General features: G+C 54.7%; 22 protein-coding genes. 12 read left to right on the top strand and 10 right to left on the bottom strand.

What is annotated here, in order from left to right:
* The first annotated feature begins 1 nt into the window (after position 1).
* From TMES_RS17570 to TMES_RS17550, 4 genes are all read left to right on the top strand, one after another.
* On the top strand, positions 2-580 hold the full coding sequence (locus TMES_RS17570) for a SixA phosphatase family protein (protein WP_085584962.1): 579 nt from the start codon (positions 2-4) through the stop codon (positions 578-580).
* Between the two features lie 206 nt (positions 581-786).
* Positions 787-2,574, top strand: a complete 1,788-nt coding sequence (aspS, locus tag TMES_RS17560; RefSeq protein WP_085584958.1) for an aspartate--tRNA ligase — start codon at positions 787-789, stop codon at positions 2,572-2,574.
* Positions 2,575-2,729: 155 nt separating this feature from the next.
* Positions 2,730-3,908 carry a hypothetical protein gene (locus tag TMES_RS17555; RefSeq protein WP_143589708.1) on the top strand — a complete coding sequence of 393 codons (1,179 nt, stop codon included), beginning with the start codon at positions 2,730-2,732 and terminating at the stop codon, positions 3,906-3,908.
* 2 nt (positions 3,909-3,910) lie between these two features.
* Positions 3,911-4,753: an EipB family protein gene (locus TMES_RS17550; RefSeq protein ID WP_085584955.1), complete on the top strand. Its 843-nt coding sequence runs from the start codon at positions 3,911-3,913 to the stop codon at positions 4,751-4,753.
* Positions 4,754-4,856: 103 nt separating this feature from the next.
* Here the strand turns inward: TMES_RS17550 and TMES_RS17545 are convergent, their stop codons facing one another.
* The gene (locus tag TMES_RS17545; protein WP_085584953.1) at positions 4,857-5,174 is read right to left on the bottom strand and encodes an ArsR/SmtB family transcription factor; all 318 of its coding nucleotides are present in this window, start codon (positions 5,172-5,174) and stop codon (positions 4,857-4,859) included.
* A gap of 493 nt (positions 5,175-5,667) precedes the next feature.
* Here TMES_RS17545 and TMES_RS17540 point away from each other — a divergent pair, with 493 nt between their 5' ends.
* The 7 genes from TMES_RS17540 to TMES_RS23205 all read left to right on the top strand — a co-directional run bounded on the left by TMES_RS17540 (position 5,668) and on the right by TMES_RS23205 (position 11,858).
* Entirely contained in the window at positions 5,668-6,597 is a 930-nt protein-coding gene (locus TMES_RS17540; RefSeq protein ID WP_085585112.1) for a histone deacetylase family protein, read from the top strand.
* Positions 6,598-6,724: 127 nt separating this feature from the next.
* Positions 6,725-6,982: an exodeoxyribonuclease VII small subunit gene (locus TMES_RS17535; RefSeq protein ID WP_085584951.1), complete on the top strand. Its 258-nt coding sequence runs from the start codon at positions 6,725-6,727 to the stop codon at positions 6,980-6,982.
* Positions 6,983-7,060: 78 nt separating this feature from the next.
* Entirely contained in the window at positions 7,061-7,900 is an 840-nt protein-coding gene (locus tag TMES_RS17530) for a polyprenyl synthetase family protein (protein WP_085585110.1), read from the top strand.
* 28 nt (positions 7,901-7,928) lie between these two features.
* The gene (locus TMES_RS17525) at positions 7,929-8,894 is read left to right on the top strand and encodes an alpha/beta hydrolase family protein (RefSeq protein ID WP_085584949.1); all 966 of its coding nucleotides are present in this window, start codon (positions 7,929-7,931) and stop codon (positions 8,892-8,894) included.
* A gap of 131 nt (positions 8,895-9,025) precedes the next feature.
* Positions 9,026-10,942, top strand: coding sequence for a 1-deoxy-D-xylulose-5-phosphate synthase (gene dxs / locus TMES_RS17520; protein WP_085584947.1), 1,917 nt, complete (start codon positions 9,026-9,028; stop codon positions 10,940-10,942).
* A 264-nt stretch (positions 10,943-11,206) separates the two neighbouring features.
* Positions 11,207-11,440 carry a hypothetical protein gene (locus TMES_RS22670; RefSeq protein WP_143589707.1) on the top strand — a complete coding sequence of 78 codons (234 nt, stop codon included), beginning with the start codon at positions 11,207-11,209 and terminating at the stop codon, positions 11,438-11,440.
* A gap of 73 nt (positions 11,441-11,513) precedes the next feature.
* The gene (locus tag TMES_RS23205) at positions 11,514-11,858 is read left to right on the top strand and encodes a hypothetical protein (protein WP_211275948.1); all 345 of its coding nucleotides are present in this window, start codon (positions 11,514-11,516) and stop codon (positions 11,856-11,858) included.
* A 324-nt stretch (positions 11,859-12,182) separates the two neighbouring features.
* Here the strand turns inward: TMES_RS23205 and TMES_RS17510 are convergent, their stop codons facing one another.
* The 9 genes from TMES_RS17510 to dctP all read right to left on the bottom strand — a co-directional run bounded on the left by TMES_RS17510 (position 12,183) and on the right by dctP (position 23,785).
* A complete protein-coding gene (locus TMES_RS17510) occupies positions 12,183-14,402 on the bottom strand; it encodes a TonB-dependent receptor (protein ID WP_085584945.1) in 2,220 nt (739 codons plus the stop codon).
* A gap of 297 nt (positions 14,403-14,699) precedes the next feature.
* Entirely contained in the window at positions 14,700-15,482 is a 783-nt protein-coding gene (locus TMES_RS17505) for a glucose 1-dehydrogenase (protein WP_085584943.1), read from the bottom strand.
* A 75-nt stretch (positions 15,483-15,557) separates the two neighbouring features.
* Positions 15,558-16,508, bottom strand: a complete 951-nt coding sequence (locus TMES_RS17500; protein WP_085584941.1) for a zinc-dependent alcohol dehydrogenase family protein — start codon at positions 16,506-16,508, stop codon at positions 15,558-15,560.
* Between the two features lie 138 nt (positions 16,509-16,646).
* Positions 16,647-17,633: a quinone oxidoreductase family protein gene (locus TMES_RS17495; protein WP_085584939.1), complete on the bottom strand. Its 987-nt coding sequence runs from the start codon at positions 17,631-17,633 to the stop codon at positions 16,647-16,649.
* Positions 17,634-17,810: 177 nt separating this feature from the next.
* The gene (locus TMES_RS17490) at positions 17,811-19,337 is read right to left on the bottom strand and encodes a malonate--CoA ligase (RefSeq protein WP_085584937.1); all 1,527 of its coding nucleotides are present in this window, start codon (positions 19,335-19,337) and stop codon (positions 17,811-17,813) included.
* Between the two features lie 6 nt (positions 19,338-19,343).
* Complete coding sequence (locus TMES_RS17485; RefSeq protein WP_085584936.1) at positions 19,344-20,666, bottom strand: malonyl-CoA decarboxylase; 1,323 nt, start codon at positions 20,664-20,666, stop codon at positions 19,344-19,346.
* The gene (locus TMES_RS17480) at positions 20,666-21,985 is read right to left on the bottom strand and encodes a TRAP transporter large permease (protein WP_085584934.1); all 1,320 of its coding nucleotides are present in this window, start codon (positions 21,983-21,985) and stop codon (positions 20,666-20,668) included. Before TMES_RS17480 ends, TMES_RS17485 begins: the two co-directional genes overlap by 1 nt.
* A gap of 12 nt (positions 21,986-21,997) precedes the next feature.
* The gene (locus TMES_RS17475; RefSeq protein ID WP_143589706.1) at positions 21,998-22,705 is read right to left on the bottom strand and encodes a TRAP transporter small permease; all 708 of its coding nucleotides are present in this window, start codon (positions 22,703-22,705) and stop codon (positions 21,998-22,000) included.
* A 72-nt stretch (positions 22,706-22,777) separates the two neighbouring features.
* Entirely contained in the window at positions 22,778-23,785 is a 1,008-nt protein-coding gene (dctP, locus tag TMES_RS17470) for a TRAP transporter substrate-binding protein DctP (RefSeq protein WP_085584932.1), read from the bottom strand.
* 315 nt (positions 23,786-24,100) lie between these two features.
* Between dctP and TMES_RS17465 the strand changes: the two genes are divergently transcribed.
* Complete coding sequence (locus TMES_RS17465) at positions 24,101-24,778, top strand: GntR family transcriptional regulator (protein WP_085585106.1); 678 nt, start codon at positions 24,101-24,103, stop codon at positions 24,776-24,778.
* The last annotated feature ends 86 nt before the right edge of the window (positions 24,779-24,864 follow it).

Here is a 24,864-nt window from a genome sequence, read left to right as displayed (position 1 = left end):
TATGAAGACCCTGTTGTTATTGCGTCATGCCAAATCAAGCTGGGCTGATCCGGGAAGGGCCGACCATGACCGCGACCTGAATGCGCGCGGGGAAAAGGCCGCACCGGTGATGGGGCGGTTTTTATACAAACAAAACCTGATCCCTGACCTGGTGTGGTGTTCAACCGCACAACGCACGGTGCAAACGGTTGGTTTGTTAGGGCGCAGCTTTGCCAATGAGGCCAAGGTAATTTACGCGCGCGACATGTATATGGCGACCGAAACCGCATTGTTAAAATGCCTGCATCAAACCCATGACGAGGCCGCAACCGTATTGATGGTGGGGCATAATCCGGGGCTGGAAAGTTTTGCCATGCAGCTTGCCGGTGTCGATGAAAACGGGCTGCGCGACGATATGGCGGCCAAATACCCGACCTGTGCCCTGTGCCAGTTTGAATTTGATGTTGATGCCTGGGGCGACGTGGGCTGGGGGCAGGGGCGGCTGGCGCGGTTTGTAAAAGTTCGCGATTTGCAGGCTGATATCGCCAGTGTAACAGACAATATTTCGTCCGATGGTGATAGCGGGTCTGCCGATACTTGACGCGGGCAGGCGAGAAGCGTTTTATACGAACAAATTCATATATGCGCGGCAATGCCCGGCACGATCACGCCGTGATCCGCCCCTGTTTGTTGCGCGTTTGGTGGCGCAAGGTTTGATTTTGAGCGTTTTTTGTTTGACAGCGCCGGTCAGCCATGCACCTTTGCGGCCAATTCGCGGCCCAAAATATAACGAAACCTGGAAAGACCATGCATCCTTATCGCTCACATAATTGCAATGCGCTTCGCGTTTCCGACGCCGATGCCCAAATCCGCCTTTCAGGCTGGATTCACCGCAAACGCGACCACGGCAACCTTCTGTTTGTCGATTTGCGCGATCATTATGGTATCACCCAGGTCGTGATCGACATTTCCAGCCCGCTTTTTGCGGTTCTGGAAAAATCACGCGCCGAAAGCGTGATCACGGTTGACGGCAAAGTCGTTAAGCGGACTGCCGAAACCATCAACCCGAACCTGCCAACCGGCGAGATCGAGGTTTATGCATCGGAAATTACCGTTCAGTCCTCGGCCGATGTTTTGCCGATGCCGGTATTTGGCGATGTTGAATATGGCGAAGAAGTTCGCCTGCGTCACCGTTACCTTGATTTGCGCCGCGACAGTGTTCACAAAAACATCGTGCTGCGTTCTCAGGTGATTTCGGCGATGCGTCAGAAAATGACCGCGCAGGGTTTCCTTGAAATCCAGACGCCGATCCTGACCGCATCCTCGCCGGAAGGCGCGCGCGACTTTCTTGTGCCGTCACGCACCCATCCGGGCAAGTTTTATGCCCTGCCGCAGGCACCCCAGCAGTTTAAACAGCTGTTGATGGTTTCGGGCTTTGATAAATACTTCCAGATCGCACCGTGTTTTCGCGATGAAGATGCCCGTGCCGACCGGTCGCCGGGCGAGTTCTATCAGCTTGACTTTGAAATGGCTTTTGCCACCCAGGAAGATGTCTTTGCAGCGATCGAGCCGGTGCTGCACGAGATTTTTGTCGAATTTGGCGGTGGTCGCACCGTTACCGATTATCCGTTCCCGCGCATTCCGTTTGATGAATCGATGGCGAAATACGGATCGGACAAGCCCGACCTGCGCAACCCGCTGGTTATTTCCGATGTGACCGAAGCCTTCCGGGGGTCGAATTTTGGCATTTTTGCCAAAAATATCGAAACCGGATCGGTGGTGCGCGCCATTCCGGCAACCGGTGCTGCCGGTCGCCCGCGCAGCTTCTTTGACAAGCTTAACGCCTGGGCGCGTGACGAAGGGGCCGCTGGCCTTGGCTACATCGTTTATGATGAAAACGGTGATGCCAAAGGCCCGATTGCCAAAAACCTGGACGCCGAACGTATTGCCCTGATCAAGGAAACCACCGGTGTCGCCAATGGCGATGCGGTATTCTTTGCGTGTGACAAGCCGCTGGCGGCTGCCAAGTTTGCCGGTAAATCGCGCGAAAAAATTTGCAATGACCTTGGTCTGCGCGAAGAAGGCATGTTCAAGTTTTGCTGGATTGTTGACTTCCCGATGTTCGAGGAAGACGACGACGGCAAGATCGAGTTCAGCCACAACCCGTTCTCGATGCCGCAGGGCGGGCTTGAATCGCTTGAAAACATGAACCCGCTTGATATTAAAGCATGGCAGTATGACATCGTTTGTAACGGTATCGAGCTGTCATCGGGTGCCATTCGTAACCATCGCCCGGACATCATGTACAAGGCGTTCGAAATTGCCGGTTATGGCAGGGACGTGGTCGAAGACCGCTTTGGCGGCATGTTGAACGCGTTTAAATTCGGCGCCCCGCCGCATGGTGGTTCGGCGCCGGGTGTTGACCGTATTGTCATGTTGCTGGCCGATGAGCCGAATATTCGCGAAGTCATTGCCTTCCCGCTGAACCAGCAGGCACAGGATTTGATGATGAATGCGCCGTCTATGGTCGATGATCGTCAGCTCAAAGAACTGCATTTGCGGGTTCAGTTGCCGCCGAAGGCCAAAAAGGACTGATTTTAGCGCGAAATGACGCGATAATTTCCCAAAAGGGGCGTTCGGCATGGCTGATCGCCCCTTTTTGTTGCCGATTTGCCAATGATGTTACCCATATATTAACGTGCTATGCGTCAAAATTTAAAACAGACGGTTTATTCGGCAGGAGACAGGCCGTGAAAAGATTTCTGATAGCAGCAGCAGCTCCCTTGTTCCTTTCTGCCTGTGGCGGATCGGGCGATGGCACCACATTGTCGAGCCTGGCGGATGATTTGATCAGCTATGTTACCACCGGGCGGACCGTGGCCGAAAACCAGCGGGTGCTGGTGGCCGGGCAGGGATGCGACAGTGCCGCTTTGCTTTTTGGCGAGGGGGATTGCAAGGTGGGTTCCGGGGCGGGGGGTGCCTCCGGGTTTGTTGCCCGCGATACGCACGGCGTCGGGCAGCAGCTTTCAGGCGCACAATCAACAATTTATGCTGTTAATGCTCCGTCGGAAGACTGGAGCAATCCTGGTGGTTATGCCCGCCTGCATCCCTATCATAATTCCGCCGACATGGTGATTGTCGCGGTGCCGCCAGCGGCAAGCCAGCTTGATGGCAATGGCACCGGCGCGGGGTCGATAACCTCACCGGGCAAGGCCGACAGCGTTGCCGATGATAACGGAAATGCTTCTCATTCTGATGCCGATATCTCTGCCACGCCTGAAGGTGCTGTAAATTCTGTCCCAGCCACCGGGGATGATGCCGTCGCCCCTGCGGGCGGCGCTGGCCAACAACAGCCATCGCAAGCAGCCGGGGCCGCCATGATGTCGTCGCTGGCAGGTGCGGATCGCGTGCCCGCTGGGGATGGAACGGATGGTGCTGTCCCTGCTAAAGCCAGCAAGGCGGGTGCCACCGCCGGTACACCGGCTTCCCACGCGACTACCTTGCCGCCCGCCCCGAATGGTGCGAAGGGCGCAAAAAATGCGATCTCTAGTGATGCCAAGCCGCAGGCTCCGGCGCAGGATGGTTCTGGTGAAGCGGCCAAGGATACTGGTGACAAAGATTTCGCGCCGTTATCAAAGCATAGTGACGCTGCTGCGAATGTCGGGTCTGACGGGTCGTCTGTTGGGGGGGGCGATGGCAAATATGTGGTTCTGGGCAGTTTTACCAGCCACAAACGGGCGCAAAATGCCCTGGTGCAATATGCGCAATATCATCCGCAATTGATTCCTGCGATGGTAGCGGGTACGCCTTATCTTAGAATTGCAGTCGGTCCCATGAATATGTCGCGTGCAAATGATCTGCGCCTTGTTACTGCCAAAAATGGCATCAAGGATTCGTGGATTGTCAGCATGACGGGCAGCGGAGAATAGATTTGCCAGAAAATTTGCGAAACGCGGTGGGCCGTCAGGCGGCACTTGCCCTGACGGTGATCTTTGGTGCTGCGTTGGGAGGATGCAGCGCGCAGGCCGGGCCGTCCCCGGCGGCAAACGGGCTGGTTTCCCATGTGGCGGAATATCGGTTACGGCTGGTTTCAACCAGCGCCAACAGTTCGGTCATTGCCGCACGCGGGGCCTTTGGCTTTCGGTTTGAAAAGGTCTGCGACGGCTGGATTTCCGAATTGCGCAACTCGCTGATTTTGCAAGGCCCGCAAGGTGGTGCGATCAATTCATCCTATAGCATGACCCAGTGGGAAGATTTCGCCGCCAAACATTACCGCTTTCGCGTGCGCGATTTTCAGGACGGTTATCTGACCGACGAAGTAAATGGCAATGCCGAACGCCAGGATGACAAGGTGGTTGTGCATTACGAAAAACCGGTTGAAGTAACCGAAGAACTGCCTGTTGATACCCTGTTTCCGACCCAGCATTCGATCAAGCTGTTGCAACGCGCGCTTGATGGGCAAACATTTGCCAGCGACCGGGTTTTTGATGGTGGCGGCGATACCCCGACCTATCAGATTTCATCGGTGGTTTCCGGTGCGATACCCGCCGATAACAAGGCCAAAGACGAAGACCATATTGCCAGCAACCCGTTTCACCGGATTAGCATGGCGTTTTTCCCGATCGAGAATGATGACGAACGACCGGCTTACGAAATGTCGATCGATTATGGCAAAAACGGCGTTGCCCAGGGGCTGGTGCAAAATTACGGCGACTTCAAATTAAAGGGCGATTTGATCCGGGTGCGTGAATTGCCTGCCCCGCAATGTGATTAAGTAGCATTCCGGCATACCCGTCTGGTGCAAATACAAAATGGCCTGCCAGCATGATGTGCTGGCAGGCCATTTTGTCGAGAAAGCGTGGTGTTATTGTGATGGATCAAGCCACGACACTGTCCTGATCGTCGTGGCAATAAAGGTCATAAAGCGTTTTGATCACGCGAATGGCCTCGTCTCCATGCAGGGAATAATAAATGGTCTGCGCTTCGCGGCGCGTTTTGACCAGATGGTCCCGTCGCAACCTGGCCAGATGCTGGGACAGGGCGGACTGGCTTAGCCCGATAATCCGTTCCAGTTCCCCGACCGATCTTTCACCGTTGTGCAATTGGCACAATATCATCAACCTGCTTTGGTTGCTCATGGCTTTAAGCAACCCACTGGCCCGTTCGGCTTGTTGTTCTAATTCTTTTATTTCCATTTGCCTCACTTCATCCCGGATTTACCCCCGGTTGTGAAAGTGTGATAGTTTACCCCGATATCACAGATGAGACTACGCTCATTTTCTCACAACCGTGGCGTTTTATAGACTTCTGGGGTCAAGAGCAATCCCATAGGCGTTGTAAACCCTGTTCGAAAGTATCGCTTTTCCTCTTTTCGGACAGGGTATCTGGCAGGAGTCGAGTGTTCACAACATTTTACGGCGATTTTATTAAAACTGTCAAAATAGGCCTTTGGTCGCGGTTTCTTTTGGATATGCGATGATCTATGCCAAGGAACGCCGTGCCTTGCGTGGTAATGATATCTGAACTTGCTACCGATTCTCTGGCAGGTCAACCCGGCTGTTGCATAACGGCAGCGGAGAGTTGTGTCTGCAAATTACCATTTTGTGGCAAGATGTTGCGTGGCAGGGTTGTTTTGCGGAACGATCGGCGGAAATTTTAAAAAACAGATTGGGGAGGGAGCGGGCAATCATGGCGACACTGTTTGTCACCCATCGCGCCTGTATTGACCATGACCCGGGCCCGGGCCACCCCGAGCAACCTGACCGGTTGCGGGTGATCCAGCGGGTGCTTGAAGCCGAGGAATTTATGTTTCTTCATCGCGAAGAAGCCGCACAGGGCGATATCGAACTGATCAAACGGGTGCATGACCCGGCCTATGTTGATGCTGTTTTTGCCAGGATACCGCAAAGCGGCGCGGTGTCGCTTGACGGGGATACCTATATCTCGGCCGCCTCGGGCGAGGCGGCGTTGCGGGCTGTGGGCGGGGCCTGTGTCGGGGTTGATGCGGTTATGGAAGGGCACGAACGTAACGCCTTTGTCGGGGTGCGCCCGCCGGGCCACCATGCCGAATATGACCGGGCGATGGGATTTTGCCTGTTTAACAATGCGGCCATTGCCGCCCGGTATGCCCGGGAAAAATACGGCATCAAGCGGGTGGCGGTGATGGATTTTGATGTTCATCACGGCAATGGCACGCAGGATTTGTTCTATCACGACCCCGATCTGTTTTATTGCTCCACCCATCAATGGCCGCTTTACCCGGGAACCGGCGACCCCGCCGACCGGGGCTGTGCCAATAATATTTTGAATGTCGCCTTGCCAGCGGGCGCGCAAACCGCCGAATTGCATGCTGCCTTTAACGATTATGTGGTGCCGGGCCTGACCGGGTTTAAGCCCGAGCTTTTGATCGTTTCGGCGGGGTTTGATGCCCATCGCAACGACCCGCTGGCCGGGCTTTGCCTTGTCGAAAGTGATTTTTCCTGGATCACCGAACAGCTTTTGGCGGTGGCTGAACAATGCTGCGACAACCGGCTGGTGTCGATTCTGGAAGGTGGATATGATTTGCCATCGCTGGCATCGTCGGTGGTGGCGCATGTTCGCGCCTTGATGATGGGGTAATTTTACCGCGCTGTAGCGCAAAAAACAGCGCGTTTTCCGGTTTGGACCTGTTCCAGGCCGGGGGCTTTGTGTTGCCCTGTTCTGTGCTTGGGCGTAAACTCCGCCCAGCCAATAAAAAGGAGCAAACATGTCCGAGACAAACACTGTCATCCCTAAAGATATCGCCAAGCTGAGTTTTGAAGACGCATTGGGTCAGCTTGAAACGCTGGTGCGTCAGCTTGAGCAGGGACAGGTTGGCCTGGATGACGCGATTGCCTCCTATGAGCGTGGTGCGGCGTTAAAGCGCCATTGCGCCGACAAGCTGCGTGCCGCTGAAGAGCGTATTGAAAAAATTACCCTGGGTGCCGATGGCCGCCCGGCAGCAATAGCCACTGAAATCGAATAATTTACATTCAAGGCGGAGTCCCGGGTGAGCTATAACCTGATTTCTGCACTGGGAGAGGCTTCTGCCGATCTGGGTGCCATGCTTGACAAGATCCTGCCGCGTCCCGACGGGCAGATAGAACAGCCGCTGTTTGAAGCCATGCGTTATTCGACCATGGGCGAAGGCAAACGGTTGCGCCCGTTTTTGGTGCTGGCCGCGTCCGAGCTGTTTCGCGTATCGCGGACATCGGCGCTGCGCGTGGCGGCGGCCATTGAAATGGTTCATACCTATTCGCTGATCCATGACGATTTGCCCGCCATGGATAACGACGACTTGCGCCGTGGCAAACCCAGTTGCCACAAACAGTTTGGCGAAGCGACCGCGATTTTGGCCGGTGATGCCTTGTTAACCCAGGCTTTTGAAGTGCTGGTGGATGAAGAAACCCACCCTGACCCGCGCGTTTGCACCCAACTGGTGCGGGCAATGGCGCGGGCCGCTGGCCCCTATGGCATGGTGGGTGGACAAATGATTGATCTGGCAGGCGAAGGGCAAAGCCTGAGCGAAGCACAGGTTACGCATTTGCACCTTCTTAAAACCGGGCGGATGTTTGCCTTTGCCTGCGAAGCCGGGGCCATTTTGGGCAAGGCCCCCACCAGCATGCGCATGGCCTTGCGCGCCTATGCCCACGATATGGGGCTGGCGTTTCAGATCAAGGACGACCTGCTTGATGTTGAGGCCAGCAGTGCTGATTTGGGCAAAACAGCGGGCAAGGATGTTGAGCAGGAAAAATCAACCTTTGTTAAATTGCTGGGGTTAGAACAGGCGCGCGAACAGGCGCAAATGTTATGTGATCAGGCAATTGACCATTTGGGTGTTTTTGATGGCGAGGGCGAACCTTTGCGGGCGGTTGCGCGTTTTGTGATTGAACGGCAACGTTAACCACACCAAAGGGTTTGTTCCGCCTGACATGACAGCGCATTCCAACAATAAACCACCCTATAGTGCCGGTTTTCGCGATCGGGTCTTTGATACGGACCCGTTCGCGCTGGCTTTGTGGTACCCGGCCACCGCGCCCGAAACGCCGGTGCGCCATATGGGGGTTGCCAGTATGGCGGCGCGCAATGCGCCTTTTGCTGCGGGGGGCCCGTTTCCGCTGGTGATGATTTCGCACGGGTCGGAAGGGCACCGGTTTGTGCATTTCTGGCTGGCGGAATATCTGGCACGTCGGGGCTATATTGTGGCCGCGCCGCAACATGCGGGCGATAATTATATTGATGCGGCGGATGCACGGTCGCTGACAATTATTGAACGCCGCCCGCAAGAAATGCGTCAGGCGCTTGATTTGTTGCTGACCCATGATGCCATTGCCCCGCAAATCGACAGCGGTAAAATTACCGCTTTGGGGCATTCCGCCGGTGGGGCGACGGTTTTAAAACTGGGCGGGTGGCATTTTGATGCCAGCGCCTGGCGGCAATATTGCCAGGTTAACAGCGAAACAGACCGCGTTATTTGTGAATATGTGCCTGATGATGCCGCCTTGAACCGCCTTGAAAACGTTCACGGTGCGCCTGTTGTTGCTGCGCGCGATGACCGGATATCGGCAATTATTACAATTGCGCCTGCGTTTGGTGTGGCGGCAACCCCTGCGGGCGTCGAACAGCTCAAGGTGCCGGTATTGTTTATCGAGGCCGACACCGATGAAGTGTTGTTGCACGATGTAAACGCCGCCCGGTTTCGCGATTTGTTGCACGGGCGGGCAAAGTTTGTGCGGGTGAAGGGGGCCGGGCATTATTCGTTTTTGCCACCCTGCACCGATTATATTGCGCAAAATTTTCCGCATTTGTGCCGGGACTTTGGCCGCGAACGCCCCCATATTCATGATAGCGTTAAACAACTGGTGCATCACTTTTTACGCGGCCTTCACCCCGGTTGAATTTGCCTTAAATTCAGGGTCGCTAATTTTGCATAACCTCGCTATTTTACGGCCCTTGCAATGGGGCCTGTGAAGCGTCACCCTGTTGGAATGATATTCAACGCTGTGAGAACACAAAAATCGAGTTCGGCATGACCACCTCCAAGACCCCGCTGCTTGACACTGTTACGATCCCGTCGGACCTGCGTAAATTGCAGCCCGCGCAATTGCGCCAGCTGGCCGATGAATTGCGACAGGAAACCATTGATGCCGTTTCGGTTACCGGCGGCCATCTGGGGGCCGGGCTGGGTGTGGTGGAGCTGACCGTTGCCATTCATTATCTGTTTGATACTCCGGATGACCGGTTGATCTGGGATGTGGGCCATCAGTGTTATCCCCATAAAATCCTGACCGGGCGGCGGGACCGTATTCGCACGCTACGTCAGGGGGGCGGGCTGTCTGGTTTTACCAAACGATCTGAATCCGAATATGATGCGTTTGGCGCCGGGCATAGTTCGACCTCGATCTCGGCCGGGCTGGGCATGGCGGTTGCCAATCAGCTATCTGATGACAAACGCAAAAACGTAATCGCCGTGATTGGCGATGGCGCGATGAGTGCGGGCATGGCCTATGAGGCGATGAACAATGCCGCTGCCACCGACCAGCGTTTGATCGTGATTTTGAACGATAACGACATGTCGATTGCCCCGCCGGTGGGCTCGATGTCGGGTTATTTGTCGCGGTTGATTTCGGGCAAAAGTTATCAGGGGTTGCGCAACGCGGCCAAGGGCCTGACCAAACATTTGCCCCGCCAGATTGAAGAAGTTGCCCGCAAAATTGAAGAATATACCCGTGGCATGATGACCGGCGGTACCTTGTTTGAAGAAATGGGGTTCTTCTATGTCGGGCCGATTGACGGGCATAATCTGGATCATTTGTTGCCGGTTCTTCGTAATGTGCGTGATGCTGACCTTGATGGCCCGGTCCTGATCCATGCGGTAACGCAGAAGGGCAAGGGTTATGCCCCGGCGGAACATGCGCTTGATAAATATCATGGTGTTGCCAAGTTTGATGTCGTAACCGGCAAACAGGCCAAACCAACCCCCAATGCGCCTGCCTACACCAAGGTTTACGGTGAAACGCTGGTCAAGCTGGGCCAGAAAGACGAAAAAGTAACCGCAATTACAGCCGCCATGCCGTCGGGCACCGGGGTCAATCTGTTTGCCGATGCGTTTCCGGACCGCTCGTTTGATGTGGGCATTGCCGAACAGCATGCGGTGACCTTTGCCGCCGGTATGGCGTGCGAAGGTTACAAGCCGTTTTGCACAATATATTCCACCTTCCTGCAGCGCGGATATGACCAGCTGGTGCATGATGTGGTGGTGCAAAACCTGCCGGTGCGCTTTGCGCTGGATCGGGCCGGGCTGGTTGGGGCCGATGGCGCAACCCATGCCGGGGTTTACGACGTGGCGTATTTGGGATGTTTGCCCAATATCGTGCTGATGGCCGCGGCTGACGAAGCCGAACTGGTGCATATGACCACAACCGCCTGGTCGATCAATGACCGCCCCAGTGCATTTCGCTATCCGCGCGGCGAGGGTGTTGGCGTTGAAATGCCGGCCGAGGGGCAGGTGCTGGAAATTGGCAAAGGCCGGATTTTACGTGAGGGCAGCAAAATTGCGATCCTGTCCTATGGAACGCGGCTTGCGGAATCGCTGCTGGCGGCCGAAGACCTGGCGGCACGCGGCCTTTCGGCCACGGTTGCCGATGCCCGCTTTGCCAAACCGCTAGATGCCGATCTGATTGCCGATCTGGCGCGTAACCACGAAGTGCTGATCACGATCGAGGAAGGATCGATCGGCGGTTTCGGGGCGATTGTATTGCAGCATATGGCCGGGCAGGGCTTGCTTGATCATGGTTTGAAGGTGCGGACAATGGCATTGCCAGATCGTCTTTTGGACCACGACAAACCCGAAAAACAATATGCTGAAGCCGGGCTGGATGCGGATGCGATTGTGCGCACGGCGCTAAATGCGCTGGGGCTGTCGGAAAGCAAGGCACGGGCATAACCGTTTTTTATGGCCGGGATCCAGACTGTCTAACCATCTGTCTTATCGACGATATTTTCAAGCGCCGCCAAATCAAATTTGGCGGCGCTTTTTTTTGCCGATAACGGCAAGGGTGCGTGCAGCCCAAGAGTAAGAACAAAGGGATACGCAATTTTTACTTATCTTTTTATTTAATGAAACTTGTTTGACATGAAGTAATTGAGAAATTTTTTCTATTTGTGTTTTAAATGTGTTCTTTTATTTTGATTTACCCAAGTATTTTTGGTGAGTTTATTTATTGTTTCATTGACTTTTTTCTTCTTCAGGCGCAGTGTCGGCATCTTAGGTCAGATTCCTGACTTTCAAAATGGAGGATGCATGATGAGTTTCCAGAAATTCTCTGCCTCTCAGGACAAAACTTCCACATCTGCTGATGCTGATAAGGCAAAAGCTGCTCATCCGGTTGATTCGGCAGTGCCGAAGGCAAAACCCGAAGCAAAAACATCCAAAAAAATCTAGCTTGCAGGTTATCGGTGAAAGGGGAATCGTCCCCTTTTGCCGCTGTTTTGCTGATATTTCCGAGGTGAAGAAAATGTCAATCACGCGCGTAAGTCACAAGCAGGTTGAGTTTTCCGGGCCCTTTAAATTGAAGGGTTACGATGAAACCTTTCCCGGTGGCGATTATGATGTCGAAACTGAAGAAGAACTAATCGAAGGTGTTTCCTTCCTTGCCTATCGCCGCACGGCAACGTTGTTACATGTGCCCAGCACCGCAGGGGCGCGCACCTTGCCGATAGACCCGCGAGAGCTGGACCGGGCCATTTTGATGGACCGGGACCAATGCGATGTTATTGCGGCTCCCGCACCACCAAAACGTGATGCGAAGCTTGCCGAGGCGATTTCTCGTGCCGAAAGCGAAGGCATGCCGGTTCATTGATGGTTATAACAGCCATTAAACAGCGCCCTGTCGATGCTGTGCGCGTGCCATGGGTAACGCTTGTTGCCAAGGCAGTGTTCGTACTGACGATAACGATATTCACAACATTATCCATTTTCGGAACCGACGTTACATTGTCGTGATGTCTGGCCTGGCGATCACCTGACTGCTGTGCCGTCTTCGTTGCGCGGTGTTGCGCGCCATAAACCGGTAATGTTGCCCGATAAAACCAGGGCCACCCGGAAAGTGCGGGTGGCCCTGTGTGTTTTGGCGGTTTGCGGGCACGGTGGCGGGGGCATAAAAGGTTACCCGCCTGAAAATTGTTCAGAAATCAGCGGTCAGGGCCAATTTCGCCGTTAACGGTGCCCCCATCGTCAGGTAGCCGCCATTGGCCGAGGACCAGTAATTATTGTTGGTCAGGTTTTCGATATTGGCGCGCAAGGTTACCGGGTAATCATACATTTTGGTGGTATAACGCGCCCCGACATCCAGCCGTGTCCATGACGGAATTTCCTGCGTGTTGGCAACGTTGACATATTGTGATGCGGTGTGAATAACACGCGCCGTCACGGTTGCGCCCTGCATGAAGGGCAGGTCATATTCGACGCCCAGCTTGGCAACATAGTCGGGCACCCCAATGGGGTTGTTGCCGTTATTGGTGCCGTCTTCGGTGTCGGTTAGTTTGGCATCAAGCAGGGTAAAGCCGCCAAGGACGCGCGTCCCTTTAACGGGTTCACCAAAAAGCTGAAATTCCAGGCCACGATTGCGTTGCTCGCCATCTGCCGTAAAGGTGTTGCTGGCATTTTTGTAGGCGGATGGTTTTTCAATCTGGAACAGGGCAATGCTGCCGCCAAAATTCCCAAAATCGGCCTTCGTACCAACTTCATATTGTTTGGAGGTGTAAGGGGCGAGCTGCTCGCTGGGGTTGGTCAGGGTCGGGTCGCTTGAGGCCGAGCCTGCAGTTTCGCCGGGGGAAAGGGATTCCATATAGTTGGCATAAAGCGAAATCTGGTTGGTGACATTGCCAACAACGCCCACCATCGGCGTATATTCATCGGCATCGTAATTTTTGGTTCGGGCACCACTGGTCAGATCATACTGCCGTGTGGTGACCGATTGGCGCCGCACGCCCCCGGTGAGATGAAGGCGATCATCAAGGAAACTGGCCGTATCGGCGAGAAAATAGCTGCTCATATCGTTGGTGTTGCGCAAGCTGGGGTCGTTAAGGTTGCCAGTGGGCGTGCCGATGGCAGGATAGCTTGACGGCGTGTCGCCATAGATATTGCCGCTAAATGTTGAAAAACCGGTGGCAAAGGCCCAGGCCTGATGGCTTTTGCTTCGCATGGCCGATGCCCCGACATTGAGGTCGTGATGGACCGGGCCTGTTTCAAATTTGATCCGTGCGCCGGTAATGGCACTGTTTGTGGTGTCGGTGCGGACAATGTTGGAACTGCTGTAAGTCATGCTGCCGTCGGTGCCATTGATTGTTGGTGTTGAATAGATACCTGCTTCTTCCGTGTGGCGTGTACCAGCGGCGACATACCCCATGACATACTGATTAAAGTCATGCTCGATCCGTCCTTGCACAAATTCATCCTGAAGGTCGGCCCATGTGCCATCGGCATTGTAGTTATGGTCGGCATCCGGCGCGTCGGGAATACTGGTCAGGGCACTGTTTACATTGATCGATGTGCGGCCATGATCGACATTTTTTTCGTTATGTCCGGCGTCAACGGTGATGCGTGTATTTTCGCCGCGGTAGTCAAATGACAATGCGCCAATCTGGCTGTTGCGATTTTCATCGTTAATGGCGGTTTCGCCGTCGCTATATTTCAAATTGGCACGAATGCCAAACTGGTTGTCCTTGCCAAAACGCCGACCAATATCGATGTGTCCGCCAACGTCGCTGTTCATGCCATAGGTGGTGGTAAAGCTGGTGACGGGCGTGTCTGTTGCCCGTTTGGGGACAAGGTTGATCATGCCGCCAATGCCGCTGCCGCCCGGTGACATGCCATTGATGAAGGCCGACGCACCTTTGGTGATTTCGACACGTTCATACATCGACATATCGATTAGCTGGCGTGGTGCCGTGCCATAAAGGCCATCAAGTGCAACATCATCGCCATCAAGGATAAACCCGCGCACCATGTAACGGTCGCCTGACCCGCCATAGCTATAGGATGTTAAAACGCCCGGGTCATTATCGACAACATCGGCCAGGGTATCGGCCTGCTGATCCCTGATCAACTGGTCGGTATAGGCGGTGGTATTAATGGGCGTATCAAGAACATCCTGATTGCCAAGGATACCGGCCCGGCTGCCCGTTGCAACCTGGCCACCGGCATAGACGGGCGGGGTTGGATCGCCTGCATCCTTTTGCGCCTGACCATCAATCGTGATCGGGTCAAGTTCGATGGTTTGATCTTCCGGCTTTGGTGCAGACGATTGCTGCGCTAAAGCGGTGCCTGATGTCAGGGCAAGCAGGCTAGCGGATGCCAATAACGCGAACCCGAACGGGCGGTGGCATTTTGCACAAAGTGACATATCGGTTCCCCAAGGATTTTGGCGCGGGCTGTGGCCCGCAAAACTGGGGTTCCGATATCATTAATAATAATTAGTCGCAATGATAATGATCATGATTATCAATAGCGACATAAAAGTCCAACTTTGAGGCTTCCGACGCGAGTAACCAAAGCTTTTGCGTGTGTTGCGTTGGAAAATCCTGAAAAACTGCGCTTTTTGCGTGTGTACGGTATCGACATAACCAATACACCCCGGTTGAAATTTCTCAGCCGGGGTGTTCGCACAAGACAATATTTCAATTAATGCGAGCGAGTCGCATTAATCCTGATAGATCATTTTATGGGTCATGCCGCCATCAATGCGCAGGGTTTCACCGGTGATGAAGCCGGATTTTTCGCCATCAAGCAAAAAGGCAACCGCGTGGGCAATGTCGCCGGGAACACCAACACGGCCGACAGGATGTTGCTTTTTGTCGCTTTCGCTATGATGGGGCTGTGTTTTGGCCGAAGATTTTTTCCAGTCGCCAACCTCGATCCAGCCCGGGGCAATGGCGTTAACCCGGATGTCGCCCGACAGGCTGATGGCCATGGCATGGGTTAAGGCAACAAGGCCGCCTTTGGCCGCGGCATAGGCTTCGCTGTTGGCTTCGGACTGAAAGGCGCGGGTTGATGAAATATTGACGATGGCACCGCTGGTTTTGCGTAAATGCTGGGTCGCATGTTTTGCCACCAGAAACGCCCCGCCCAGATTAACATCAATGACATGGCGCCATGCCTGCCAGTCAAGATGTTCAAACGACCCGTTATCAGGGTTGGCAATGCCGGCATTGTTAACCAGCCCGTCAATGCGGCCAAACCGGTCAATCGTGCGTTGCACGGCAATGGCAACATCCTGTTCATCGGTTACGTCACCGGTGAAAGACAGGCAGCGGGTCCGGCTTTGTTCGTCAAGTGCTGCCATGGCGTCGCGCCCGGCTTCTTCATCGCGGTCAAACATCATGACTTTCCAGCCATTGTTTAACAAATGTCGGCTGATGCCCAACCCCAGTCCCTGTGCGCCGCCGGTAATGAAGGCAACCTGTGCGTGGTTTTGCTCGCTCATGAATGATTCCTTGTGGTGTTTAGGTGGGTGGGGGATGGCTGATATTTAACGGTGGGGGGCCTGAGCGGTTCCGGATTAAAATTGCAAAACCGGTTTCCCGGTTCGCCCGGGCTGGTTGAAATACTCAATTGCGGCAGCCCAGTCGGCGACATCGTAGATTGCGAGTGGCGGCAGGAAGGCATCGCGCAACAATGGCCAAAGCTGATCAAACCAGCCCTGCCATTTTGTCGGTGATACCGTTTCCAGCCGGTCGCGTAAATGAAAGCGATGTATTTTGGCCTGGGCATTGTCGGGCAGGGCGAATAGCTGACCCGATAACAGCCCGTAAGATACCAGCGATGATCCTTGTGGCATATGCCCCAGAAGCACCCGCGCCAGATCCCCGCCGACGGCATCAAAAACAATATCAGTCTGTGCTGCGAGCGTTTCGATGGCGGGTTGATTGCTCATGTCGATGGCGGTTGCGCCAAGGGCCTGTATTTCTGCCTTGCGTGACGGGGTGCGGTAAATGCCATGTACCGATGCAGCCCCGTTTGCAATGGCCCATTGGATCAGCAACCCCGCGCAGGATGACCCTGCCGCCGTAACAACAATATGTTTGTCCTTTGCCGGCCATATATCGAGCATCAACCACGCTGCCAGCGGGTTGATATAGCCGCGCAGGGCAATTTCATCGCTGATATCATCGGGCACGGCAACCATCCATGCCGGGTCGGCATCGACGTAATTTTGCCATGTGCCGTTGGCACGCAGCGGCAAAACCCGTTGCCCGACCTTAAACGCGCAGGCCGCACCGGGGGATATTTCGGTAATGACACCCAAACCTTCATACCCGGCAATTTGCGGCGGGCCGATGCGGTGGCGATAGGCCCCGGTGATGGGGATAAGATCGGATGGATTAAGCGGCGCGGCCAGCATTTGAACCCGGACAAGGCCCGCTGATAACGCCGCGAGGGGGGAGGTTTCAAGTTTCAGAACATCGATAGGGTCGCCAAAGTGCCGATACCATAGGGCCGAACTGGTCATTCATGTGCCGCCTGTTGCCAAAATGCTTTGTGCCACCCTAATGGGTTTGCCAGCCAACAGCCAGTGTGATCCCCGATGCCCGCGCGATTGGGCATCGGGAAATAAGGTCAGCCTTGAAAAATGCCGGGCCGGTTGCGATCACGGGATCATTAAAATCGCCCCGGTACTGGCCCGGCTTTCAGCCAGTTCGTGGGCTTTGGCGGCGTCTTCAAGGGAAAAACGTGCGCCGATGCTGGCTTTGACATAGCCCCGGCCAATGGCATCAAACAAATCCGCCGCATTGGCGCGAAAACGGTCCTGTTGTGCATTATGCGGAAATACCGACGGGCGGGTTAAGAACAGGCAGCCCTTTTTGTTCAATATTTCCGGGGCAATATCGGGGGCAGGGCCAGACGCCGCCCCGTAAAGCACAACCATGCCAAATGGCTGAGCCAGATCAAGCGAGTGCATAAAGGTATGTTTGCCCACCGCATCATAAACGACACGGGCCTTGCGGCCATCGGTGGCGGCCAGCAGGTCGTCAGCCCAGTTTTCGTTGCGGTAATTTATGGCAATGTCGCACCCGGCATCGCGCGCGATGGCACATTTTTCGTCCGACCCGGCGGTGCCGACCACAAATGCGCCCAATGCCTTGGCCCAACGCGACAGGATTTGCCCAACCCCGCCAGCAGCGGCATGAACAATCACCATATCGCCCGCCTGTACCGGGCAGGTGTGCTTTAGCAAATACTGGGCTGTCATGCCTTTAAATATCAGGGCGGCGGCGTCTTCGTCCGAAACATTATCGGGCAGGGGAACAACCTTATCGGCGCTGACATTGCGCATATCGGCATAGGCACCCAGCCCGGCATTCATATAGGCAACCCGGTCGCCAACACCAAAATCGGTAACGTTGCTGCCAACTGCGTCAACAATACCGGCGGCTTCGTGGCCCAGCGGGCTGGGCAGGGGCAGGGCATAGGCCCCGCCGCGTTGATAAACATCGATAAAATTAAAGCCAATGGCGGTATGGCGAATACGAATTTCGTTGGCGCCCGGTTCGGCCAACGGCACGGTTTTAACGGCCATGTTGCTGGCGGGGCCGGGCGTTTCGATTTGAATTTGGCGGGCATGCAAAGCGGTCATGAGATGTTTCTCCGCGAATAAAAAGGCCACAAAGGGATGGGGGTATTGGACCTGATAAAAAGACGCCGGACAACAGCAATTGTTGCCCGGCGTAGTCAGGTGAAACAATGTTATCGGCGGGGCGTTGTTTGCACCGGGTGAGGGTGCAAGACACCTGGCCGGTAAATCACCGGGAAGTCAGTTTTTGCCGCCTTTAAAGGTTTCGGCATATTTGGTGCGCAACTGGGCCTTTTGCACCTTGCCCATGGTGTTGCGGGGCAATTCATCAATTGTCCAGATCCGCTTGGGAACCTTGAATTTTGCCAGTTTATCCTGGGTGCGTTTGATAATTTCCTGCTCGTCAAACCCGCTGGCGCTGGCCGGGACGATAACAGCGGCAACAGCCTCGCCAAAGTCGGGGTGCGGCAGGCCAAAGACGGCAATTTCGCCAACTTCGGCATAGTCGCCGATAATTTCTTCGACTTCCTTGGGATAGACGTTAAAGCCGCCCGAAATGATCAGATCCTTGTCACGGCCAACAATGGTGACATAGCCGTCATCACCCAGTGTCGCCAGATCGCCGGTAATGAAAAAGCCGTCGGCGCGAAATTCCGATGCGGTTTTTTCCGGCATTTGCCAGTACCCCTTGAACACATTGGGGCCACGCACTTCAAGCACGCCAATTTCGCCGTGCGGCAAAATGTTGCCATCCTTGTCACAAACACGGGCTTCAATGCCGGGCAGGGTTGGGCCAACGGCACCGGGGCGGCGTTCGCCGTCCAGCGGGTTGGACGTGTTCATGCAGGTTTCGGTCATGCCATAACGTTCGAGAATTTTAAGACCGGTACGTTCGAAAAACTGGTCGTGGGTTTCGGCCAGAAGCGGGGCCGAGCCTGATACAAACAACCGCATGTTCGACACAACATCGCGGTCAAAACCGGGATGGGCCAAAAGGCGGGTATAGAAGGTGGGAACGCCCATCAGCACAGTTGATTTTGGCAGGCGTTCGATAACATCATCGGCATCGAATTTTGACAGCAAGATGATTTTGCCGCCATTAAGCAGCATGATGTTAACCGCGACAAACAGCCCGTGGGTGTGAAACAGCGGCAAGGCGTGCAGCAATACATCGTCGGGTTTAAAGCCCCATGCCTTGTGCAAAGTCAGCGCGTTCGAGGTGAGATTGCCATGGCTGAGCATCGCCCCCTTGGAGCGCCCGGTGGTGCCCGATGTGTAAAGAATGGCGGCAATATCGTCGCTGGTGACATCGGCAATGTCGGTGCGCGCAGCGGCACTGGCGGCTTCGTCATTAAGCGAACCATCGCCCTTTGTGCCAAGGGTCAGCACAGCAGCAACATCATTTTGCCCGGCAAGGGTTTGTGACGTTTCAAACCGGTCGGGGCGGCAAACAAAAACGCGCGGGGCCGCATCGCCAAGGAAATAGGCAATTTCATCGCCGGTATAGGCGGTATTTAGCGGCAAATGAATGGCACCCAACTGCAAACAGGCCAGATATAGCGCAATCACGTCGGATGATTTGTCGACCTGAACGGCAACGCGGTCGCCCTTGACCACACCATGACCGGCCAGAACACTGGCATAACGCCCGGTGCGGTTTAAAAGGTCGGCAAAGCTGACGTCTGATCCATCATATTCGGTCAGGAAAGGTGCTGAGCGATCGGCCGGGAACCGGTTGATAAATTCTAAAAGCAGGTTTTCTGACATGGAAGGCTATCCTTGGTTACCGGCAAGCTGCGATACGGCGCGCGATACGGCAATTTTGCCGTCATTGACCAGTGATTCGTGATTTCGTTCAATATTATCAAGATGGTAGGCGTAATTGACCATCAACCCGCCGGACTGACGCAGCCCCTTGGTTGAAATATCGCCCATCCAGTTCAAACGTTCCAGCCGCGCCCCGTTGCCCAGGTGAAAACGGGCCGTGGGGTCCAGTGGCGATTTGCCGCGTTTGGCATGGGCCAGATAGCGCGCACATAGTTGCAAGGTGGGTTTTTTCAGGGCATCGGCCCGGACAGGGTCGGAAACCCAGCCATCATCTTCCATGGCAGCCAATATGTCGCCTGCCTGTTTGGCATCGTCATTATCGGATTTTTGCCGGGTGCGTAACCAGCCCATAAAACCGGGGATTGGCGACAGGGTGGCGAACTGGTCCAGCTTGGGAAATTCGCGTTTCAGTTCCTCGACCACCTGTTTGATCAGGAAATTGCCAAAGGAAATACCGCGTAATCCGGTTTGGCAGTTGCTGATTGAATAGAAAATGGCGGTGTTGGCTTTTGATTGCGCTGTTTCGTCAATTTCGGGGGCCAAAAGTGCTTGCACACTATCGGCCAACCCATGCACCAGGGCGACTTCAACAAATATCAACGGGTCATCGGGCATGGCGGGGTGGAAAAAGGCAAAACATTTTCGGTCATCGGCCAGGCGGCGACGCAAATCGTCCCAGCCCTGAATTTCATGAACCGCTTCATAGCGGATCAGTTTTTCCAAAACCGATGCCGATGTTTCCCAGTCAATATGGCGCAGTTCCAGAAAACCACGGTTAAACCAGCTGGTCAGCAAATGCTGCATGTCGGCATTGAGCGGTTCAAGCTGGCGGTTGGTTTTGATCAGGTTAAGCAACACATTGCGCATATCAACAATGGCGCGTGTGCCGCCCGGTGCCATGTTGATCCGGCGCAGAAGTTCCTGGCGGGCCGGTTCGGAGGCCTGTGTTAAAGCGGCCAGGTTAACTTCGTTGGGATCGGCCTTATAGGCGTCGGACGCGGTAATAACAGCAATTTGGTCGGCGGAAAATTCGTTTTGCATCATTTCGAAAAAACGCAAATGGTCCTTTTCCGCCAGGTTTTCCCAGCCACGCACCACTTCGCGGGCCAGGGCCGTGCCGCGCGCTTCGCCTTTTTGTGACACCAGATCATGGCATAAGGTGGCCTGGCGCAGGAACGGGTCTTGCGGGACGCTTAGGGGTAGATCCAGCAATTCACGCCCGCGATCGGCAATGGATGAAATCCAGTTGCGAACAGAAATTCCAGACATTAGCGGCCTCCTCCGATCATGGCATTGGGCAACCAGGTGGCAATATCAGGAAAGATACACAAAATGACAATGGCAACGATCATGCAGGCGACATAGGGCATGGCACCCTTAAGGATGGTTTGCAGGCGAATGTCGGGGGCAATGCCGTTAATGACATACAGGTTCAAACCAACCGGCGGCGTGATCAGGCCAATTTCCATGTTGATCGTCAGGATCACGGCAAACCAGTAGGGATCAAATCCGGCGCTGACAATGACGGGTAACAGGATGGGGGCGGACATCAAAATCACGGCAACCGGCGGCAGGAAAAAGCCGCTGATCAGCAGGAATACATTGATGAAACCCATCAACACCCAGCGATTAACATCAAGATCGGAAATCCAGTGGGCGATTGACTGGGTGATATACAGGCTCGACAGCATATAGCTAAACAGGCCCGCCGCCCCAATGATCAAAAGGATCATAACCGATTCACGGGTGGTATCGCGCAGGATGTGCCAAAGTTTGGTCGGCTGCCACATGCGGTAAACCACAACGGCAGTCAGCAGGCAAAATAGCGCACCGACACCGGCCGTTTCCGACGGGGTGGCAACACCGCCATAAAGGGCAAACAGAACGGCAGCAATGATCACCAGAAATGGCAGAATACGCGGCAGGATTTCAAACTTTTCTTTCCAGCTATAGGAAACCGATGCCAGTGCCGTGCCGGCATGGCCCTGGCGCCAGGTGGAATAAATCGACCAGGCCATAAACATGGCGGTTAGCATTAACCCCGGCATCAAACCGGCCAGAAACAGCCGCCCGATCGAGGTTTCCGTCGAAATGCCGTAAATGATCATGGTGACGCTGGGCGGGATCAAAATGCCAAGCGTTCCGCCTGCGGCAATGGAGCCCGCGGCAACCGTATCGGGGAAACCGCGTTCGCGCATGGCGGGAATGCCCATTTTGCCAATGGCAGCACAGGTGGCCGGTGATGACCCTGACAGGGCCGAAAAGATGGCACAGGCACCAAGGTTGGATATAACCAGCCCGCCAGGCACACGGGTGAGCCAGCGATCAAGGGCGGAATAAAGGTCGCCCCCGGCGCGCGATGAGGCCACAACAGCGCCCATTAAAATAAACATGGGAATGGCGAGAACTTCGAAGCTGTCGAGTTTGCCAAACAGAATTTCGGGCAGAAGCGGCAGCGAGCCGACGCCATCAAAAACCATGATAAAGCCGACACTGATCACCAGAAGGCCAATGCCCACCGGAATGCCTGAAAACAGGACAAGTGTCGTCGAGATGCCGACAAGGGCAGCAAGAAGCAAGGGATCCATCAGGTGCTCTCCTTATGCGGCGTCTTCGGGGATGTCAAACGGGGTGGTGCGATCGGTGATCAACCCGGCAAGGTCGGCGGCAAATTGCAAAAACAGCAGGCAAAAGCCGATGGGAAGCGCGCTATAGGGTTTCCACAGGGCAACGCCCCAAACTGTTTCGGAATGCCAGCCGCCATTATGGGCGTCGATCACAAGTTCGATGCCGTAAAAGCCGAACAAAGCACTGATCGCGATGCCGAAAAGAAGAATGATAACTGCCAGAATTTTACGATTGCGGCGTTTAAGATACATCGGCAACAAATCGACATTCACATGGCCGCGGATCATTTGCACATAAGGCAGGCCGACCAGCGTGGCCCCGATCATAAGAAAAATAACGGCTTCGGTTTGCCAGACAGTGGAGGCATTCAGCACATAGCGCATAAAGACCAACTGGCAAATAATCAGCATGGCAATGGTGAACATGGCAGCCGATGCGGCACCACATATTTTTGACAGCATATGAACGCCATAAATGAACGTTCCGATGGCACCGCCTTTTGGCGGGGTGGCCCGGCCAGAACGCGCCGTTGAATTTTGCGATTTTTCCGGCAGCGGTTCAATATCGGGCGGCGGTGGAAAAGCTGAGTTTGAAGATTTGGTCTGCACAATCCGGGTACTCCCGTGCGGGTCGGGCATGTCAATCGGAAGCGACGGGGAATGAAGGGCTGCGTTGCTCACGCGTGGCCTCCTTATGCAAGATCGCTTGTCGGGGAAACCCGGCGTCGCACCTTGTGCGACGCCGGAAAAACATCATTTTACCGACAGGGCGAGATCAAGAAGTTCCTGACCACCCGGGGTTTCCTTGACGAATTCGGCATAAGAGGTTTTCTTCGCCAGATCCTGCCATTTCTGGAAGTCTTCGTCGGTCAGATTGGCGATTTCAACGCCGTTTTCTTTAAAGACCTTGACGCTGGTTTCGTCTTCCTTGCGGCCTTCGGCATCATAATAGGCTTCGGCTTTTTTGCCTGCAGCAGCCAGGGCTTCTTTTTGCGCGTCGTTCAGTGCGTCATAGCTTTTCTTCGACATCAGAACCGGCTGATACATGAACCACAGGGCATTGGCGCCCGCAGGGGTATAGCATTTGACCTGTTCGTAAATACGATAGGAAACAAAGCTCGACGAACTGGTATTAGTGGCATCAAGAACGCCGGTCTGCATGGCCGGATAAATTTCCGAGCTGGGCATGGCGGCGATGGATGCACCGGCACCCTGCAGCATCTGTTCAAACGATTTGCCAGCGGCACGAATTTGCAGGCCTTTTACATCGTCCGGGGTGCGAATGCAGCCCTTGGTCGAGGCAAAACCACCAGCAAGCCAGCCGTGCGCAATGGTGACAACACCGCTGTCATTCAGGATTTTTTCCAGACGTGCCATGAATTCCGACTTGTTCATGCGGTTGGCATGGTCGTGATTTTTGATCAGGGCAGGCATCAGGGTCAGGTTAAATTCAGGGTGGCGACCGCCAGCATAGGCCAGCGGATAGACAATCATGTCAAGCTGACCGCGTTCCATCGGGGTCCATTGTTCTTTGGCTTTGAACAGCGAACCGGACGGGAAAATCTGTATTTCCAGATCAACATTGGCGGCTTTGACGTCTTCGGCAATGATTTCGGCAACCTTGTTGCGAACATCGCTGGTGGACCATTGGTGTGACAGTTTAAGCGTGGTCGCCGAGGCAATCCCCGACATGCCAAATGCGGTGGCGGCCAAGGCAATTGCTGCCACTGATGCTTTCAAAGTGGTACTAAAAATCTTCATCAAATCCTCCCGGATGAAGCTGCGTTTCATGTAATCGCAATGCGCGTTGGGCGCTTTTTTATTGTGGCGCTTTTCGCCATGAGAGAAAGCGTTACAGATTTCTGGCATGCTGTCTATCTGTTTTTGTATACCAGATTGGCCTTGTGCAATGCCACATGGGGGAGGCGGGCCAGAATGCGGGAAAAGTCCGGTTCAAAAGGATTTTCATTTCGCAATGCAGCAGATAATGGTGCATTTGACGGGCTGAATTTCTTTGAAACATACAAAAATATATGTTCTGGTATACCACGCTTCGGCTTTTATGGAGGACGCCTGATGGCACGAAATGGCAAACTGGCGGAAGATCTGGTGCAGGCCCTGGAGCGCGATATTGTTACCGGGATGCTGCAGCCGGGCGACCGGCTTGACGAACGCGGCCTGAGCGAAAGATTTAATGTGTCGCGAACCCCGGTGCGTGAAGCCCTGCAATCGCTGGCACGTAGCGGACTGGTGGCAACATTGCCCCGTCGCGGCACCGTTGTGGCATCGATCACGGTTGGCGAATTGATCGAGATGTTTGAGGTGATGGCTGAGCTTGAGGCGATGTGCGCCCGGCTGGCAGCACGGCGTATGGCGCGGGCCGATATCGACCGGCTTTATGCGCTTTCTGCCGAATGCGATGCCCTGCGCGGGCAGGTAGATGCCGATGCATATTACGCCGCCAATGTGCGTTTTCACGAGGCGATCTATGCCGGGTGTCGCAATTCGTATCTGGAACGCCAGACCAAAACCGTGCGCAACCGCCTGTCGCCCTATCGGCGTTTGCAGTTGCATCGGCCGGGTCGGGTTGAAAAATCCAACAATGAACATGCCGATATTTTACAAGCCATCGCCAGCGGCAAGGCCGATCAGGCGGCCGATTTGATGCGCGCCCATCTGGCCGTGCAGGGCGAGGCGCTTAATGATTTGCTGGCAATGGTGCCGCGCGCTTATCTGGAGCCTTTGGCAAGTTAGGCCGACAAGGTGGCACGCTGTTGCCATCATCCTTCCCGAATTGAAATTCACACCAGATAAAAATCGTACAATCCGGGGCGTGATTT

It is taken from the genome of Thalassospira mesophila (genome assembly GCF_002115755.1).
Lineage (GTDB): Bacteria > Pseudomonadota > Alphaproteobacteria > Rhodospirillales > Thalassospiraceae > Thalassospira > Thalassospira mesophila.
The sequence above is the reverse complement of the archived record's forward strand: the minus strand, read 5'-3'. Positions and strand labels throughout refer to the sequence as shown.

What these genes read in the sequence shown, in the direction of transcription:
- TMES_RS17570 (WP_085584962.1), top strand. Translation starts at nt 2, where the DNA reads ATGAAGACCCTGTTGTTATTGCGTCATGCCAAATCAAGCTGGGCTGAT.
- aspS (WP_085584958.1), top strand. Translation starts at nt 787, where the DNA reads ATGCATCCTTATCGCTCACATAATTGCAATGCGCTTCGCGTTTCCGAC.
- TMES_RS17545 (WP_085584953.1), bottom strand. Translation starts at nt 5,174, where the DNA reads ATGGAAATAAAAGAATTAGAACAACAAGCCGAACGGGCCAGTGGGTTG.
- TMES_RS17540 (WP_085585112.1), top strand. Translation starts at nt 5,668, where the DNA reads ATGGCGACACTGTTTGTCACCCATCGCGCCTGTATTGACCATGACCCG.
- TMES_RS17535 (WP_085584951.1), top strand. Translation starts at nt 6,725, where the DNA reads ATGTCCGAGACAAACACTGTCATCCCTAAAGATATCGCCAAGCTGAGT.
- TMES_RS17530 (WP_085585110.1), top strand. Translation starts at nt 7,061, where the DNA reads ATGCTTGACAAGATCCTGCCGCGTCCCGACGGGCAGATAGAACAGCCG.
- TMES_RS17525 (WP_085584949.1), top strand. Translation starts at nt 7,929, where the DNA reads ATGACAGCGCATTCCAACAATAAACCACCCTATAGTGCCGGTTTTCGC.
- dxs (WP_085584947.1), top strand. Translation starts at nt 9,026, where the DNA reads ATGACCACCTCCAAGACCCCGCTGCTTGACACTGTTACGATCCCGTCG.
- TMES_RS23205 (WP_211275948.1), top strand. Translation starts at nt 11,514, where the DNA reads ATGTCAATCACGCGCGTAAGTCACAAGCAGGTTGAGTTTTCCGGGCCC.
- TMES_RS17510 (WP_085584945.1), bottom strand. Translation starts at nt 14,402, where the DNA reads ATGTCACTTTGTGCAAAATGCCACCGCCCGTTCGGGTTCGCGTTATTG.
- TMES_RS17505 (WP_085584943.1), bottom strand. Translation starts at nt 15,482, where the DNA reads ATGAGCGAGCAAAACCACGCACAGGTTGCCTTCATTACCGGCGGCGCA.
- TMES_RS17500 (WP_085584941.1), bottom strand. Translation starts at nt 16,508, where the DNA reads ATGACCAGTTCGGCCCTATGGTATCGGCACTTTGGCGACCCTATCGAT.
- TMES_RS17495 (WP_085584939.1), bottom strand. Translation starts at nt 17,633, where the DNA reads ATGACCGCTTTGCATGCCCGCCAAATTCAAATCGAAACGCCCGGCCCC.
- TMES_RS17490 (WP_085584937.1), bottom strand. Translation starts at nt 19,337, where the DNA reads ATGTCAGAAAACCTGCTTTTAGAATTTATCAACCGGTTCCCGGCCGAT.
- TMES_RS17485 (WP_085584936.1), bottom strand. Translation starts at nt 20,666, where the DNA reads ATGTCTGGAATTTCTGTTCGCAACTGGATTTCATCCATTGCCGATCGC.
- TMES_RS17480 (WP_085584934.1), bottom strand. Translation starts at nt 21,985, where the DNA reads ATGGATCCCTTGCTTCTTGCTGCCCTTGTCGGCATCTCGACGACACTT.
- dctP (WP_085584932.1), bottom strand. Translation starts at nt 23,785, where the DNA reads ATGAAGATTTTTAGTACCACTTTGAAAGCATCAGTGGCAGCAATTGCC.
- TMES_RS17465 (WP_085585106.1), top strand. Translation starts at nt 24,101, where the DNA reads ATGGCACGAAATGGCAAACTGGCGGAAGATCTGGTGCAGGCCCTGGAG.